General features: G+C 46.4%; 20 protein-coding genes. 1 reads left to right on the top strand and 19 read right to left on the bottom strand.

All coding sequences use genetic code 11. The features are described from left to right. Complete coding sequence (locus tag ICN24_RS09945; RefSeq protein ID WP_255532646.1) at positions 1 to 1,203, bottom strand: nitrate/nitrite transporter; 1,203 nt, start codon at positions 1,201 to 1,203, stop codon at positions 1 to 3. Between the two features lie 118 nt (positions 1,204 to 1,321). Here ICN24_RS09945 and ICN24_RS09940 point away from each other — a divergent pair, with 118 nt between their 5' ends. Then, positions 1,322 to 2,293 (top strand): tripartite tricarboxylate transporter substrate binding protein, encoded by a 972-nt coding sequence (locus tag ICN24_RS09940; protein ID WP_216223547.1) that lies wholly within the window; start codon positions 1,322 to 1,324, stop codon positions 2,291 to 2,293. Positions 2,294 to 2,299: 6 nt separating this feature from the next. Here ICN24_RS09940 and ICN24_RS09935 read toward each other — a convergent pair whose 3' ends face one another. From ICN24_RS09935 to ICN24_RS09850, 18 genes are all read right to left on the bottom strand, one after another. Further along, on the bottom strand, positions 2,300 to 3,055 hold the full coding sequence (locus ICN24_RS09935; RefSeq protein ID WP_216223546.1) for a 2OG-Fe dioxygenase family protein: 756 nt from the start codon (positions 3,053 to 3,055) through the stop codon (positions 2,300 to 2,302). Between the two features lie 32 nt (positions 3,056 to 3,087). Further along, positions 3,088 to 4,056 carry a tripartite tricarboxylate transporter substrate binding protein gene (locus ICN24_RS09930; RefSeq protein WP_216223543.1) on the bottom strand — a complete coding sequence of 323 codons (969 nt, stop codon included), beginning with the start codon at positions 4,054 to 4,056 and terminating at the stop codon, positions 3,088 to 3,090. A gap of 11 nt (positions 4,057 to 4,067) precedes the next feature. After that, positions 4,068 to 5,372, bottom strand: a complete 1,305-nt coding sequence (locus tag ICN24_RS09925; RefSeq protein ID WP_216223541.1) for a TAXI family TRAP transporter solute-binding subunit — start codon at positions 5,370 to 5,372, stop codon at positions 4,068 to 4,070. 50 nt (positions 5,373 to 5,422) lie between these two features. After that, positions 5,423 to 6,610, bottom strand: a complete 1,188-nt coding sequence (gene ccmI, locus ICN24_RS09920) for a c-type cytochrome biogenesis protein CcmI (protein WP_216223539.1) — start codon at positions 6,608 to 6,610, stop codon at positions 5,423 to 5,425. After that, positions 6,603 to 7,088, bottom strand: a complete 486-nt coding sequence (locus ICN24_RS09915) for a cytochrome c-type biogenesis protein (RefSeq protein WP_255532645.1) — start codon at positions 7,086 to 7,088, stop codon at positions 6,603 to 6,605. The genes ccmI and ICN24_RS09915 overlap by 8 nt, the downstream gene beginning before the upstream one ends. Next, entirely contained in the window at positions 7,085 to 7,615 is a 531-nt protein-coding gene (locus ICN24_RS09910; RefSeq protein ID WP_216223536.1) for a DsbE family thiol:disulfide interchange protein, read from the bottom strand. Before ICN24_RS09910 ends, ICN24_RS09915 begins: the two co-directional genes overlap by 4 nt. Further along, positions 7,612 to 9,531, bottom strand: a complete 1,920-nt coding sequence (locus tag ICN24_RS09905; RefSeq protein WP_216223534.1) for a heme lyase CcmF/NrfE family subunit — start codon at positions 9,529 to 9,531, stop codon at positions 7,612 to 7,614. The genes ICN24_RS09910 and ICN24_RS09905 overlap by 4 nt, the downstream gene beginning before the upstream one ends. Further along, complete coding sequence (gene ccmE / locus ICN24_RS09900) at positions 9,531 to 9,962, bottom strand: cytochrome c maturation protein CcmE (protein WP_216223532.1); 432 nt, start codon at positions 9,960 to 9,962, stop codon at positions 9,531 to 9,533. The genes ICN24_RS09905 and ccmE overlap by 1 nt, the downstream gene beginning before the upstream one ends. Next, the gene (gene ccmD, locus ICN24_RS09895) at positions 9,959 to 10,147 is read right to left on the bottom strand and encodes a heme exporter protein CcmD (RefSeq protein WP_216223530.1); all 189 of its coding nucleotides are present in this window, start codon (positions 10,145 to 10,147) and stop codon (positions 9,959 to 9,961) included. The genes ccmE and ccmD overlap by 4 nt, the downstream gene beginning before the upstream one ends. Then, complete coding sequence (gene ccmC, locus ICN24_RS09890; RefSeq protein ID WP_216223529.1) at positions 10,147 to 10,917, bottom strand: heme ABC transporter permease CcmC; 771 nt, start codon at positions 10,915 to 10,917, stop codon at positions 10,147 to 10,149. Before ccmC ends, ccmD begins: the two co-directional genes overlap by 1 nt. Beyond that, positions 10,914 to 11,579 carry a heme exporter protein CcmB gene (gene ccmB / locus ICN24_RS09885; RefSeq protein WP_216223527.1) on the bottom strand — a complete coding sequence of 222 codons (666 nt, stop codon included), beginning with the start codon at positions 11,577 to 11,579 and terminating at the stop codon, positions 10,914 to 10,916. Before ccmB ends, ccmC begins: the two co-directional genes overlap by 4 nt. Beyond that, on the bottom strand, positions 11,576 to 12,223 hold the full coding sequence (ccmA, locus tag ICN24_RS09880) for a cytochrome c biogenesis heme-transporting ATPase CcmA (protein WP_216223526.1): 648 nt from the start codon (positions 12,221 to 12,223) through the stop codon (positions 11,576 to 11,578). Before ccmA ends, ccmB begins: the two co-directional genes overlap by 4 nt. Positions 12,224 to 12,417: 194 nt before the next feature. After that, positions 12,418 to 12,993, bottom strand: a complete 576-nt coding sequence (locus ICN24_RS09875; RefSeq protein WP_216223524.1) for a YceI family protein — start codon at positions 12,991 to 12,993, stop codon at positions 12,418 to 12,420. Between the two features lie 49 nt (positions 12,994 to 13,042). Continuing rightward, positions 13,043 to 13,618: a YceI family protein gene (locus ICN24_RS09870; RefSeq protein ID WP_216223522.1), complete on the bottom strand. Its 576-nt coding sequence runs from the start codon at positions 13,616 to 13,618 to the stop codon at positions 13,043 to 13,045. Further along, positions 13,615 to 14,154, bottom strand: a complete 540-nt coding sequence (locus tag ICN24_RS09865; protein ID WP_216223520.1) for a cytochrome b — start codon at positions 14,152 to 14,154, stop codon at positions 13,615 to 13,617. Before ICN24_RS09865 ends, ICN24_RS09870 begins: the two co-directional genes overlap by 4 nt. A 2-nt stretch (positions 14,155 to 14,156) precedes the next feature. Then, entirely contained in the window at positions 14,157 to 14,711 is a 555-nt protein-coding gene (locus tag ICN24_RS09860) for a flavodoxin family protein (protein ID WP_216223518.1), read from the bottom strand. 34 nt (positions 14,712 to 14,745) lie between these two features. Continuing rightward, entirely contained in the window at positions 14,746 to 15,159 is a 414-nt protein-coding gene (locus ICN24_RS09855; protein WP_216223516.1) for a MarR family winged helix-turn-helix transcriptional regulator, read from the bottom strand. A gap of 121 nt (positions 15,160 to 15,280) precedes the next feature. Continuing rightward, a complete protein-coding gene (locus ICN24_RS09850; RefSeq protein ID WP_216223513.1) occupies positions 15,281 to 16,138 on the bottom strand; it encodes a metal-dependent hydrolase in 858 nt (285 codons plus the stop codon). Positions 16,139 to 16,186: the final 48 nt, after the last annotated feature.

Here is a 16,186-nt window from a genome sequence, read left to right as displayed (position 1 = left end):
TCAAGAGCGTATTTTTTCTACCCAACCACTACGACGCTCATAGAGCACGAATAGAACACCCCAAATGACGATGGCAGCATAAGCCCATACCCAGGCAGAGGCGTTTGAGCGTGAGCCTGCAATATCAAGAACAAAGCCAAAGATAGCAGGACCTAGAAGACCTCCTCCAAAACCCATCAAAGAATGTAAGCCCATTGCCGCGCCCTTAATATTTTCTTGTGCACTAATAACTAATCCAGCAGTTAAGGTTGCAGAATCGGCCATGATAAAAATTGCATGCGCTACTGCTAGGGTCAAGATAAGCCACCAAGAATGACCGGTTGAGGAGGCAAGCGCGATACCCAGTATGGCACTTGTCAGCATCACAATACAAACCCACTTTTGACGACCAATGCGTAAGGCAATTTCATTTCCCAAAATAGATGCCGGCACACCAAAGAAATTAATCACGCCAGCAAGCGTAGTAATGGCTAAGAAAAAGGATTCGCCAGAACTTGCGACGCAAAAAGCAAAGAACGCCACAATCCAACTGCGAGAAGCAAACAACTCCAGGGTATGGGCGGTATATCCAAAAATAAATCCAGCTGCTTTTTTATCTTGCAGCACCAACCTCCATTTATCGATCGGAAATAAATCTCGCAAACGAATCTGGAGTGGACCAGTCCATTTTTCATGCTCCAAGGGTGGAATAAAAAATAGCACAATCAAAAATGCCGCCAGAGGCCCAAAAGCAATCAGACCAAAAACATAATGCCAGCCCATCGCATTCAAAATCCATCCGGAACACAAATACGAAAAGCCTGTACCAATTCCAAAGAACGCCGTATAAAAAGCAATGTGTCGCGTTAACTCGCCAGACTGAATACGATCCGACAAAATTTTGAGGCCTGGCATATAAGTTCCTGCAAGTCCGGCCCCATTAAGAGCCATAAATAGGATTGCAGTCCAAAAGTTATATGCAAAGAAGCTCATTCCGAGCAAGCCAGCACTTGCGCAAATGCCGCCAAAAAGATAGACCTTTCTTGCGTCGACGCGATCCGTTAAGGCGGTAGCTACAGGCACTGCCAACATATAACCAAAGAAAAAAGCGCTGGCAATAAGGCCTGATTGCAAATTACTTAAATGCCATTCTTCCTGCAAAGGAGTAAGCACAACTGCATAACAAGCAAAACCCAATAAAGCACAGGTTTGCGCCAGCAGCATAAGAGGGGTGTAACCAGTGGATCGAAAGCGCATAAAGTATCGGTAAAAAGTGATTTCATTCTACTCGCCCAAGGCAGCAAAGACCCGCTACACTAGAGAAAAATACAAGGGAGACAGTATGAAAATTCGCCAGCTTCTTGCTTACTGCTTGAGCGCCTATCTTGGCCTGTTGGGACCACTTGCTCTCGCTGATACCTACCCATCAAAACCGATCAAGGCAATTGTTCCCTTTGCACCGGGAAGTGCCACTGATCAAATTGGGCGTGCTTTTGCAGCCAAAATGGCAGAATCCTTAGGACAGCCCGTCGTAGTTGAAAACCGCCCCGGGGCAAACGGCATGATTGGCGCAGATGTTGTAGCCAAATCTCCAGCCGATGGCTACACCCTTCTTTTTGGAACCAACAGCACAAACGCAGCCCTAAAAAGCCTAGTCAAAAATCTACCTTACAACCAAGACACTGCTTTTGTTCCGATTGGCTACTTTGGCTCAGTGCCACTGATTGTTGCCATTAACAACGATGTACCCGCAAAGTCTCTCAATGGTTTTGTCTCACTAGCAAAAGCAGATCCAGGGAAAATGACTTTTGCTTATGCCAGTACCTCCCAACGGGTTTCCTCCGAAATTTTGGCTAGCGCTGCCGGCATCAAGATGACAGGTGTTTCCTATAAGAGTGGGCCTAACGCAATGACTGATCTTATTGGCGGGCAAGTAAATATGTTTACGGCAGATTTCGCGGTGACATTGCCTCAAGTACAGGCAGGAAAGATTCGTGGCCTTGCCGTCACATCCCTCAAGCGCTCACCCGCAATCCCTGAGTTGCCAACTGTGAACGAAGCTTTGGGAATTAAGAATTATGAATTGATTGCATTCTTTGCTGCATTTGGTCCGGCAGGCATGCCTAAGGATGTCGTATTAAAGCTCAACAAGGCAATTAACGATGCTGCTAAATCCAAAGAGCTCAAAGAGCGCTTTGCATCTCTGGGCTTTGAGACACAACCAGGAACACCAGAAGCGCTTGGACAAAAAATTAAACTTGAAACTGCAAAATGGGCTCAAGCCATTAAGGCTGCTGGAATGGAGCCAGAGTAAACGGACTTACTGTTGACTCCGATTGGGTGAATCTTGAAAGCCATTCGAGCGGTACGTTAATACCAAGGTATCACGGTAGCCATAGTTTGCAAGCGGCTGGATAGGCGTAGATTCATGAATCATGCGCTCATCATTCATTAACAAGAGAGACCAAGGCTGTGTCAGCGTAAATCGCAGACCAGCCGAACCCTTCGCATCAAATATTCTGGTCTCACCACCCTTAATTCCGACGCGATCCAACAAAAATACCGCCACAAAATCCACGCCATCACGATGAGCGCCTTCTGGAGTGGGTCGCCCAATACCATCCGTTGTGTCAATCCGAAATTGATGCGCCTCGACAAACCATGTAGTCACCGGTTTTAGGCTATTTAATATATTTGCTATGCCAAGTAACACGGCTTGCCAGGCGGGATCATTAGCAAGACCGGCTTGAACAGGTTCAAACCAGCGCTCAATGCCGCCATGCAGTGCGTTGTAATCAATCGATTGCCAATGCGCGCGATGAGGCACTAAGCTCAGGGTATTGTTTTTGATTTCATAACTTGCATGACGTCGAAAACGATAGCGACCACCATCCTTTAAATACGGATCACGTGGTAGACCCTCCCAATATTGCCTGAGATGTTGCAGGCTATCTAAACTGACTTTGCTAATCTCAGCTACAGTCTGTGGGGATAGCACTGCAAAGCCTTCCTCGCGCAAAGCGTGCGAAAGATCTTTGGCCGAGGTTAACGCAGGAGATAGATTGGTGGAGCTCATAGACTTATTTTAGGGCAAGCAGCACAAAAAGCTTAATCTAACTGCGCCCCAGAGGCCTTCACGATCCTGGCCCACTTCGCCAACTCTTCTTTTAAAAGGTTCATGAGTCGATTTGGGTTTACCGGCTGTAGATCTAAACCTTGAGCAGTTAATTTCTCACGTACATCGGCTCGCGCCATGACCTTGTCCATCGCTATCTGAACCTTCTTCGTAATCTCCGGAGAAATTCCACTAGGCGCAAAGATCGCTACCCATACTTCTCCTACACAATCAGGATAGGTCTCTGCAATCGTTGGAATCTCTGGCGCCGCACTGGAACGCTTAGCTGAACTAATGGCAATCGCTTGCAGCTTGCCAGCTTTAATGTAATTGAGCGCAGAAGGTAGGCTAGCAAAAGCCAAAGGCACTTGCCCACCCAGAACATCATTAATTGCGGGAGCCACCCCTTTATAGGGAATATGCTGCATATCAATACCAGCACTGGTATTGAGCATAGCTCCCAATAAATGACTGATAGTCCCATTGCCTGCCGAGGCATAAGACAATTCCCCGGGTCTCTTTTTAGCTGCAGCCACCACTTCCGCCAGTGTCTTGTAGGGGGATCCGGGTGGAGACACTAAAACATACGGTGTTGCGCCAACGTAATAGAGTGGCACAAAATCATTTACGGGATCAAATCCTGGGTTTTTATACAACGCTGGGTTAATCGCTTGAGCGCTATTAATGGTTAAGAGTAAGGTGTAGCCGTCCTTAGGTGAGCGCGCCACACTCTGCGTGCCAATGTTGCCACCTGCACCAGGTCGATTCTCAACCACTACTGAAGCCCCAATAGACTCTCCAAAAGCAGGTGCTATTAAGCGCGCGACGATATCATTGGTGCCGCCTGCAGCCTGCGGAACAACTAAGCTGATTGGCTTATGTGGATAAGGCTGGGCATGCAATCCAAATGAAATCAATGCGCCCAGCAATACTGCTACAAATGAAATGAATTTTGGATGCATGTGATTCTCGCTTAGGAATAGAGGTGAGTTAGGCGGGCTCTCACATCCCCGACATGGCCCTTGAGGTCATAGAGCTCTTTAGAGTCCATCATTGATACTTTGATATTTCCGACCCGTTTTTCAATTACCTCTAGATCCTTAAAGTTTTTCTCCTTCAGCTCAGGATTAAAGGCATTTTTATCAATCTCCCTAAGCTCTGCATACACTTGCGCTAACTTCAGTCGCAATAGGAAATTTTTAGCCGATGGAATATAAGTAAATAAGGGGATAAAGATCACAAGCAATGGGATCACAATTTTGACAAAGCGCCCTACCCATACTGCAGTCCAGAAAGGCAGGTGGCGATGCAAAAACGAGGGGCCATCTTTTAAGTAGATTTCTGCATCCACGTGTAAAGGAAAATCCATACCTGCACTGGAAGGAAACTCACCAGGTTTTTGCAACCGTGAATAGCTTTTGAGGATGTCATAAGAGGCGCCCAACATCAAAGAAATCAGGGCTGGACTTACATTGCTGTGAGTAACCAAGGTTGCCGTAGGTGCAAGTACCTGAATATCCTGACGCGGGAGATCGTGTTCGATGCTTAATAGACCACGAGGAACACTCACTTTTGAGAGATAAGGCAAATTACGCGTATAGGCGTCTGCCTGGTCGAAATTCATCAAGCGAATTCCGGGAATCTCATAAAATTTTTTCAGAATCGGCGCCTCTGCAGCGGCCACGACAAAGACAGCATCTACGTCACCATTATTCAGTTTTGTGAGCGCCTGATCTGGTTTTAATTTTTCAGCGGTAAATTGATTCTCGGAAATACCACTGGCATTTAATAAGGCAGTGCTCAATGCAAGGGTGCCACTTCCCTCATTACCAATTGCAACCCGCTTACCTTTGAGCTGACCCAGAACCTGGAGGCGACCACCGTCAGCTTTAAAAGCAGGTTCGCGATACCAAACCCAAACTGGCTCATAAAACATCCCGGCGATAGAAACTAAATTGGGATACTTACTAACGTCTGCTACACCCCCTTGAATCATGGCAAAACTCACGCCAGACTTGGGATCATCTAAGAGAGCCAAATTATCAATCGTGCCACCAGTAGCCTTCACTTCCAACTTGACACCTTCGCTAGCTACCTCAGTTTTGAGGCGCTCGCCAAACTGGTAATACAAGCCAGTTGGAAATCCAGTGGCCATCTCAATGACTTTGGGTGGCGGTGGCACCAAAAACCACAACACTCCAAAAAGGAAAGTGAGGACCACACAAAAGCCAATGGCAATTGCCAAAGGGTTATACATTTGTCTTTTGATAGAAATCATAAGGCCTCTATAGTTGATTTCAGGTGACTAGTAACAGCCCAATCACCGTATTACTGGCGTACTTGATCAATCAGCAATTGCACTTGCTTAGAGCCGACCTTCACCGTCTTAGCGGAGGACATCAGATCCCCCGCCTCTGGTTTTGCCATCCCTGTTTTAGAAATTCTAACTTCAATCGAGGCCTCAGTCAGTGCTGAGAGCGGATTGCTAGGATTCATTGCTAAGGCATCATTCAATTCAAAGGTCATTGGAAACTGAGTGGTAGCAGTTTTCAGAACAGCAACAGGCATGCGCTCACCAGGCTGACGAGCAATCACCATCACAACGTCTCCAGGCTTCACCCTTGACTTCAAGTCAGGTGACAGATCGATTTGGCCACTAATTCCTTTGCCTCCAGCAATAGGGGCAGTACTTGGTAAGCCGCCCCTGCTACGCGCTTCTGCAATTGAACCTTGAATAGCTCGAGCCTCATCAGATCCTGCTGGTAATTGTTTGGCTAGTTTTTCCCAAGTCTGTACCGCAGCTTTGTAATTTCCGCTAGTAAATGAGGCTGTTCCGGATAACCATAGTGCCAAGAGATTATTGGGATCAAGCTTGAGAGATTGATGAATCAGTTTCAGTGGTTTGCCTGCAAAATTTCCATTAGCCGTAGTAGCTAAAGTATCTGCATACTCTGCCAAAAGCTCTGGATCCGAATCAATGAAGCTACCAGCGCGTGCATAGGCTTTGACAGCGTCTTCGCTGCGCCCCAGAATGCGATAAGAGCGCGCTAGCATTGCCCACCCTTTCAGATTAGTGGGATCTTGCTCCATCTTTACTGCAAAGTCAGCCACCATTTTCTCTACAGCAGCCTGGGTTACTGGCTTCTCAGCACTCTGTTTTGCCACCTTTACAACATCACCCAAAGAAAAATATAGCGCTGTAGATATCAAGACTACAAATAAGGCAACACTGATGAGTACTTTTTTAGTGGAGCCCATCACTGCTTTGTCATCCTCTTCATTGGTATCTTGGAAAAGGCGCTGACGCATTTCAGCATGACTGATTTCATATTCTTGGGCATTAATGCTGCCAGCAGCATGCTCAGCGGCCAGCTTATCCAACTCTTCGCGATAAATAGCCGCATTCATCTGGCGACGAGAGGTGCCTTCGCCCTGAGTTGCAAAAATGAGGGGGCGCAATAGTAAAAGCAAAACCAAGACCAGCAATAAAAACGCGGCGATCAAGAAACTAGCCATTTATTTCACCTTGTTTAGATTGATCGGCAGCATTCAGTAAGGCATCAATTTTTTGATTATCCTCAGTAGATAGGGCGGCATCTACTGGGCCAGCATTCCGACGACGCAGATAGCCTAACAGAACCGCAATACCAATTGCTAAGATGACAAAGGGGCCAATCCATAGCAACCAAGTAACGGGTTTTACTGGTGGACGGTAGAGAACAAAGTCGCCATAGCGCTCAACCATAAAATTGCGGATCTGATCGTCACTCTTACCTTCACGAATTAAGGCGCGGATCTCTCTACGCAAATCATTTGCTAAATCTGAGCGAGAGCCAGCTAAAGATTCATTCTGGCAGACCAAACAACGCATTTCTTCTGAGATGCTAATGAGACGCTGCTCTGTAACTGGATCATCCGCCAACGGGGCGGCATCATTCGCAAAAGCCAGCTGCAAACTCATGAGCGAAAGTGCAATCAGAATGATGCGCTTCATGATTTTTTTAGCTCGCTCAATAAGGGATAAATCTTCTCGTTCAACACTGCTGGCGTGATAGGTCCAATATGCTTGAATCGAATAATGCCAGCGCGATCTATCACGTATGTTTCCGGAACACCGTAGACCCCATAATCAATGCCGACCCGTCCATTCGCATCAAATGCAGACAATACATACGGATTGCCTTGTTTAGCCAACATCGCCAAGGCATCTTCGCGCTTGTCTTTGTAATCCAAGCCAATCACTGGAGCTTGCTGAGAATGGGCCAACTCCACTAACACTGGATGCTCTTCACGACACGCAACACACCAAGATGCCCACACATTCAGAATCCAAACCTGCCCTTTCATGCTTTCCGGGGAAAAAGTTTTGTTCGCTTGCGCTAATTGTGGAATATCAAAAGCAGGTGCAGGCTTATTAATGAGCGGTGAAGGCACCTCATGTGGATCACGATTGAGGCCTACGGCCAAAAAGATCACCAAAACTACAAAAAGCAGCAAGGGAATTAAAAACTTGGCCTTCATACTGAGACTCGCTTGAGCTTCATGCGATATCGCTTATCAGAGATCGCCAATACGCCTCCTAAAGCCATCAATAAACAACCGCCCCAAATCCAATCTACAAAAGGCTTGTAGTAGACCCGAACTGCCCATGCCTTATCTCTCAATTCTTCTCCAAGCGATACATAAATATCGCGCGTCAGACTGACATTAATGGCAGCTTCGGTCATCGGCATCGTAGAAGAAAAATAACTCCGCTTTTCTGGATAGAGAGTGGCCTGTGCAATGCCGTTCTTGGTCAACAAGAAGCTGCCGCGCATTGCTTGGTAATTTGGTCCTGGCACAGACTCAACCCCTAGTAGCTGAATTTGATAGCCACCCACAGACACTGTCTCACCCGCCAACATCCGCACATCTTTCTCTTCTTGATAAGCACCAACCATGGTCACACCAATCACAAAGATGGCTATGCCTAGGTGCGCGAATTGCATACCAATAAATGAGCGGGTTGGTTTTCCTAATTTGATTTGTCTTACGATCTGCAAGCAACCCGAAGCAATAATCCAGAAGGCCAATAAGAATCCAAGGCCAGCAAGCCAAGTGAATTGACCCATGATGAGTGGAATGGCGATACCAGCAACCACAGCAACCAGGCCAGCTGACCACAAGCGGCGAAGCACTGTTAACAAATCGGTATTTTTCCAGTGAGCCCAAGGCCCGATTCCCATTAGCACCAACAAAGGCACCATGATTGGGACAAAGACGCTATTAAAGTATGGAGGCCCTACTGAAATTTTTCCCAGATGGAGCGCATCAATTAATAGTGGGTAAAGAGTTCCTAATAAGACAGAGCCTGCTGACACTACTAAAAACACATTACCCAACAAAATAAATGTCTCACGGGAGCTCAGGCTAAATTTTCCACCTAAGGTATTTTTAGGTGCACGCCATGCATAGAGCGTCAATGAAGAGCCAACCACCAAGGCTAAGAAAATAAGAATAAAAATGCCGCGCCTTGGATCGGTCGCAAAGGCATGCACCGAAGTCAGCACACCTGAGCGCACTAAAAATGTTCCCAAGAGCGATAAAGAGAAAGCGGTAATTGCCAGAAGTACTGTCCAGCTTTTAAATCCACCACGCTTTTCAGTCACCGCAAGAGAATGCAATAAAGCTGTTCCAACTAACCAGGGAATAAAAGAAGCGTTCTCAACAGGATCCCAGAACCACCAACCACCCCAACCCAGCTCGTAGTAAGCCCACCATGATCCCAATGCAATCCCTAGGGTTAAAAATACCCAGGCAGCGGTAGTCCATGGGCGTGACCAACGCGCCCAGGCAGCATCTAGCCTTCCGGACAATAAAGAAGCGATCGCAAAAGCAAAGGCGACTGAAAAACCAACGTATCCCATGTACAGCATGGGCGGATGGAAGACAAGACCGGGATCTTGTAATAGAGGATTGAGTGAGCGTCCATCTTGCGCTGCTGGCAAGAGACGCTCAAAAGGATTTGAAGTCGTCAGAACAAATAATAAAAGCCCGCTCGTCACCAAACCCAAAACACCAATCACACGCGCCACCATAAACTCATCTAAAGCTTTAGATAATTGCGCCACCAAAATCGTCCAGGTACTTAACAAGAAAATCCACAACAACAAGGAGCCTTCGTGACCACCCCAAACAGCACCTAAACGATAAATGACAGGTAATTGAGAATTGGAGTGCTCTGCTACATAGAGAACAGAGAAATCATTGACGTAAAAACTCCATGCGAGGATGCCAAAAGCAATCGCCAGCAACATAAATACAGTTTGTGCGGCAGGTCTAGCCAAAATGAAGAGCTCACGACGGCCAAAATGAGCACCCACTAAAGGGAGCACTCCTTGAATACAGGCCACACATAAAGCCAATATCAGAGCGTAGTGGCCAAACTCAGGGATCATTATTTATTTCCATTTTTTTGCGCTTGCTCTAACGCATGTTTTGCTTCTGGGGGCATGTAGTTTTCATCATGCTTAGCCAAAACTTCACTAGCGATAAATTCCCCATTGGAATTGAGGCGTCCCTGAATCACTGCGCCCTTACCTTCCTTAAATAAATCCGGAAGAATGCCAGTGTAAGAAACGGGAATATCCTTAACTAGATCGGTAATCACAAAATGCACTGTTAAGCCATCGCGCTGGAGTGATCCGTTTTTCACCATGCCGCCAATCCGAAAAGCCTGACCTTGTGGAGCTTTACCTGCTGCCACTTCGCTTGGGGTGACATACAGAGCGATATTGCTGTTAAGGGCATTCAAAATCAACAGAGCAGCCACAGCAATCACCGCTAAGGCTGCAACAATAATCAATGCACGTTTATGTCTAGGCTTCAATGACGATTCTCTTTATCGAACTGCTCTGCTAAGTATTCTTGTTTCAATCTGCGAATGATGGCTTTTTTACGATAACAAATGGTGAGGGGCTCTAACAACAGAATGACAGCACATACCCCAAAGCTACTCCATATGTAAAGGGCATAACCACCCATTGCAAAAAACTCTGCTGGACTATTCCACATCAGTTTTTCACCTCATCTAATTGTCTCACCCAATCGGTATGGGCTTCACGCTCCAAAATAATGGTGCGCACCCGCATCAACGCTACCGCAATGGTGTACATCCAAAAGCAGAGGGCCATTAATAACATTCCTAGCAACATGGTCTGAGCCATGGCAGGTGCTTTGGTGAGGGAGACTGAAGCGCCTTGATGCAAGGTGTTCCACCATTTCACCGAGAAATAAATAATCGGCACATTCACAACGCCCACCAAGGCCAGAATCGCGCCCGCTTTATCTGCTCGTCGAGGATTATCAATCGAGGCCTGAAGCGCAATAAACCCCAGATAGAGAAATAACAAAATCAGCTCGGAGGTTAAGCGTGCATCCCAGACCCACCAAGCGCCCCACATCGGCTTACCCCAAAACGCGCCAGTCCATAAAGACAGAAAAGCCATCCAAGCACCGATAGGTGCCAGAGCTTGCGCCATCATGGCGGATAAGCGGGTATTAAAGATCAAGCCAAGACCAGCCCATGCTGCCATGACGATATAAATAAACATCGACATCCAGGATGCTGGTACATGAATAAAAATGATTCGGTAGCCTTGGCCTTGCACGGCATCCACGGGGGCAACAAAAAAACTTACCCATAAGCCAGCCAAGCCAAACAAGACAGTAAGCGCCCAGAAAAGCGGAATGAGTTTCCCCGCCACCGGATAAAAGGTGCTGGGGCTGGATAACTTAAACCAGTTCACCAAGCGGTGATTTGAAAAATTATTTGTCTGACTCATTCAATCGCAATCTTCACAGCTGCAGTACTAACCCAAGGTACAAATGCTAAAGCCAAAATCAATAAAGCGCCCAATAGTGAAAAATGGCCCGAGCTATCCAGGCCCACACTATTGGCGTATACCGCCCCAGCCCCAAAAATCAACACGGGAATATATAAGGGCAAGATCAACAAACTCATTAAGACACTGCCGCCTCTGACGCCCAGGGTTAGTGCAGCACCAATAGATCCCACTAGCGACAACACTGGGGTGCCTAGCAATAAAGTCCCCATCAATACATAGAGTGAGCTTGCATCCAAATCAAACTGGATGCCAATCATCGGCGCCAAAATGACTAAAGGTAAGCCACATACAATCCAGTGCGCCAGAATTTTTCCCGCGACCAACAAGACCATGGGTTGAGGTGATAAAGCAATTTGCTCTAAAGCACCATCTGCATAGTCTGCAGCAAACATCCGCTGTAAACCCAATAAGGTAGATAGCAAAGCGGCAACCCAGATAACACCGGGCGCAATTTTTCGCAGTAATGCAGTATCAGCGCCAATGCCTAAAGGGAAAAGGCTAGTGACCACCACAAAGAAAAACAAGGCGGTGAGCACCTCGCTTTTGCGACGCATCACCAACAGCAAGTCACGATGCACCATCGACAACAAAGGACTCATAGCTCCAGCACCTTGACGTGATCTAGGCTCACAGCCTGATGACTAGTGAGAACTACCGCCCCACCGCGAGCCTGATGCTCTGCAATCAAGCGCTCGAGTTCGGCGACTGCTTGAACATCTAGGGCATTAAAAGGCTCATCCAAAATCCAAAGACTGGCTTGACGAGTCAACATGCGCGCCATTAACACTCTTCGCTTTTGGCCAGCAGACAAATAATGCACTGGTAAGTTTTCACGCCCACGCAAACCAAATCGCGCCAAAGCACCCAGTGCATCCTCAAGCAATAAATCCACGTCATCAAGGGATGCGTACATTTGTAAATTCTCTAATGCGCTGAGCTCTTCCTTGAGTGCATCACGATGCCCCAGAAATAATAGGTGGCGATGATACGCACTGACATCCGCAAAAATAGAATGTTGGCGCCAAAGCACCTCGCCCGATTCAGCCTTAGATAAACCACTCAATAAGCGTAATAAACTAGTCTTGCCAACGCCGTTTTCACCGCGAATATGCAAACACTCACCAGTCTTGAGCTCAAAACTCAAGTCAGCAAACAAAGCTTTTTCACCCCGCACGCAACTCAGAGCGCGGGCTTCGAGCACCGAATCAGGGTGGCTAGAGGTGGTTGGGAAAGTGACTGTCATGGATGGTTAGGCTTGATTCAAAGCGCCCCAGGCATTGTCCAAGAGCCCCTCTGGGCTGTCAAACGGACTGAAAGGGATTTTTGAGAATAATCTCTTTGAATTCAATTGCTTAGCGAATTATAAACCGACTCGACTAGGAAATAAAAAACCACCCGAAGGTGGTTTTTCAGTAATCAGCGGTTTTATCCCCAAAATTACTCTTTTTTAGCCGCTTCAATAGCAATCAAGATGGTCACATCATCACCAACGTTAGGGGCATATTTACCCATATTGAACTCAGTACGCTTTACCTTGGTTTCCGCATTCGCACCGCAGTAATCCACCCCAGACATTGGGTGCTTTTTGCACTCAAAGTTCGAGATTTTCAAAGTCACTGGCTTGCTTACGCCCTTCAAAGTCAAAGTGCCTTTCAAAGCAACTGGCTTGTCACCCTTAAAGATCATGTCATTAGATTGGAAAGTGGCCGTTGGGAACTGCGTCGTAGACAAAAAGTCTTCGCTTTGAATATGGCTATTAAACAAAGCAGAGCCAGTATCAACAGATTTCGTATCGATGGTGATATCAGCGCTACCTTTTTTTGCAGCCTGATCAATAGTCACAGTACCAGTCACAGTATTAAAGCGGCTAGTCTGATTTGAAAAACCCAAGTGGTTATATTCAAACTGAGCAAAGGTATGATTTGCATCAGCAGTGTAAGTGGCAGGCGCAGCAGAAGCTGTTGCAACTAAACCAATGCTTGCTAGCAATGCGATTAAAAAATTTGATTTCATGTATTTCTCCGTAATTGAAACTTGATTAAAAAAATGGTCACAACAAATACTATTTTTGATTGAGCACTAAATGCACATTCACTGGAACTTCATTGGCTACTGCTGAGGTATCCGCCCAATTACCAGCGCCCAAACCATAGTCAAGACGTAACAACTGGAAGGCGGCATCAAATATGACTTGCTTACCCTGTACTTGGTATTTAGCAGCAATCGTCACTGGCACCGACTTGCCTTTAATGGTCAAGGATCCCCGAATCTCAAGGGCGTTAGCCCCAGTAGCTTTCACAGATTCAGCAACAAAGTTTGCACTCGGAAAACTCTTGGCGTTAAACCAATCTTTTCCTTTAGCCTCCTCTTGAAGCTCTTCTCCACCAGCAGCAAAGCTCGCAATATCAATCACTAAATTGGCCTTCGATTTTTCAGGCTCATCCGAATTGAAAATAACTTTTCCAGAAAATTTTCCGAAGCCGCCCGAAAGCTTTGAACCCATCAACTTACTAGTGAATGTAATCTTGCTTTTAGCAACATCAATTGAGGTGTACTCCATTGCCAAAGCAGAGCCCGCACCAGCCAGAGAAAAAGCGATAACAAACCACTGCGTTATTTTGCGTAAATGCTTTTTCATTGACCGCCCCTTTTAAAAGACATGCGACTCAGTAGATCATCCCGATCGATGAACTGATGTTTCAAGGCAGCCAAAATATGCAGCCCCACTAGCACCATCAGACCATTAGCTAGGGTCTCATGTATCTCTTTGAGCAGATGCCCGAGTGCCTTATCCTGGGGTACCAGATCTGGTAGCTCAAAGAGGTCAAAGTAATTGACCGTATAACCCTTGGCAGAGCTCATCAGCCAACCGACTAGCGGTATTGCCAGCATCAATAAATACAAGGCCAGATGGGTCAGCTGCATCGCTCTCTCCTGCCATACAGGCATAACAGTCTTTAAGGCGGGAGCAGGATGAGATGCTCGCCACAAAATGCGTAGCAAAACCAAGAAGAATACGGTGGTGCCGAGCCATTTGTGCCAACTGAGTCCAGTAATGCGGGCTGGGCTCAGCGGCATATCATCAATTGCTATAGCGATAGACCATGTGACCAAAATCAGTACGGCCATGAGCCAATGCAACACAATGGCGACGGTTGAGTATCTAGCCTGCATTCTTAGCCGCGCAATTGTTGAGTAATCTTAGCTACGCGCTCACCATAAAGACGCGCTGTCTCCAAGTCGCCAAGATTCACTTCATCAGCACTTGCATCTGATGGTGTTTGCATCATCGCACCAGCAAATGAACCAACGTAATTCACATCATCACGCTTAGCAGCTTTGGAATTAGAAGGCATGAGGCCAGTACCAACCCATAATCCAGAGTGCTGCATTGCCAAGGTAAAGAAATAATGCAAGGTGGAGTGCTTGTCGCCATTCATCGTGGCTGAATTCGTAAACCCACCAAATACCTTATCTTTCCATTGCTGGGTGAACCAAGGCTTAGAACTTGCATCTGCAAACTTCTTAAATTGCCAGCTCACTGTACCCATATAGGTTGGGGATCCAAAGATGATGGCATCAGCCTCATTCAGCGTTACCCATTGGGCTTCAGTGATATTACCCTCAGCATCAATTGCAATTAAAGTTGCATTCGCTCCTTTTGCAATAGCTTCAGCTTGTTTAACGGTATGGCCATAGCCACTATGAAATACAACAGCAACTTTACTCATGTTCTTCTCCTGTTTGTTTGATTGTCTTGCTTCATTAAAAAATACTTTCAAGTAATTTCAGTGACTCCTGAAGTGTCTGCATTTGAGTCGGACTCAGTTTTTGAAACGCCTGATTCAAATGTTGTATGTGCGCTGGAAACACCCTCTCAAACAATTGCTGCCCACTGGTTGTTAAGCCAATCTTCTGGCTACGCGCATCCTCAGGATTAATATTGCGCTCCAAAATACCTTTTGTCTCTAGGCGCTCCAATACCCCAGTCAAGGTTCCCTTAGTCACCAAGGTCTTTTCCCCTAACTCTTTGCATGTCATGGGGGGCTGATTGCCTAAGGTGGCAATCACATCAAACTGCGTCATCGTCAAGCCCAATGCTTTAAGGTCTGGCGCTGAATAGCGCTCAAACGCTTGATAGGCAGTCACTAAATTTCGAAGGGTTGGCAAAAAGTTCATATTTTTGATCTAGAAAGTACTAGTTAGAACTAGTTTAGTACTAATACGAACTAATTGCAAGTTCAGGCAATAAAAAAACCCCACAAATCTTGTGGGGTTTTGGCTGAAACTGGGGAAAAACCTAAAACTGAACTGTTTCACCCTCAGTCATTGGGATCACTTTGATATTGCTGCCCTTCATGGCCGCCTGGAATTCAGCTAAAGTACCCTTGGTCATTGGATTGGAGTTGTAATGCATTGGAATAACCATTTTCGGCTTAATCCAAGTCTTTAATGCATACGCCGCATCATCCGGAGCCATTGTGAAATTACCGCCGATAGGAATCAATACTAAATCTGGCTTGTAATGCTCGCTAATAAATTTCATATCGCTAAATAAGCCGGTATCGCCCATATGCCAAATCTTGAAACCATTCTCCAGCTCGATGATGTAACCCACTGGTTCACCTGCTGGATGGGATTCCATTTTTTCAGTGGCTGGATTTTTCCAAACCAATAATGAGGAATGGTCTGCCTGGACTGCAGTGACTTTGATACCAGGCAAAGGTGTCACGCGACCTGTCTTATTAAAGCGCCAACCAAGCTCAGCAGGCAAGATACCTAAAGTAGTTAATGGTGTGACCATATCAGCAGGGCCGTACAACTTGGTGTTGTTTGCCTTAGCTACAGCAGGAGCATCTCCAATGTGGTCAACGTGAGCATGCGTCACAAGTAGCAAATCAATCGGGCCGATGGCAGATAAATCATTTTTATATTGCGGCGGGGTTTTTGGTCCGCCTGTAATCCAAGGATCAATCAAGATCATCTTGCCCTCTGGGGATTTAATGCGAAAGCCTGCCTGACCAAACCATAAAAGCTCGGTCTTGCCCTGGGCACCAGTGATGGTTGCTGATTGCGCCAAAGCAAATGAACTCGCAGCCAATAAAACTGGTAGCAATAAAGCCTTTACAACAGCCTTTTTCAATGTGACTTCTCTCATGATCTTGTCTCCTGTGATCTTTTTATTGGAATAAGAAAACTATATCCG

The organism is Polynucleobacter sp. UK-Kesae-W10 (assembly GCF_018881575.1).
Taxonomy (GTDB): Bacteria; Pseudomonadota; Gammaproteobacteria; order Burkholderiales; family Burkholderiaceae; genus Polynucleobacter.
The sequence above is the reverse complement of the archived record's forward strand: the minus strand, read 5'-3'. Positions and strand labels throughout refer to the sequence as shown.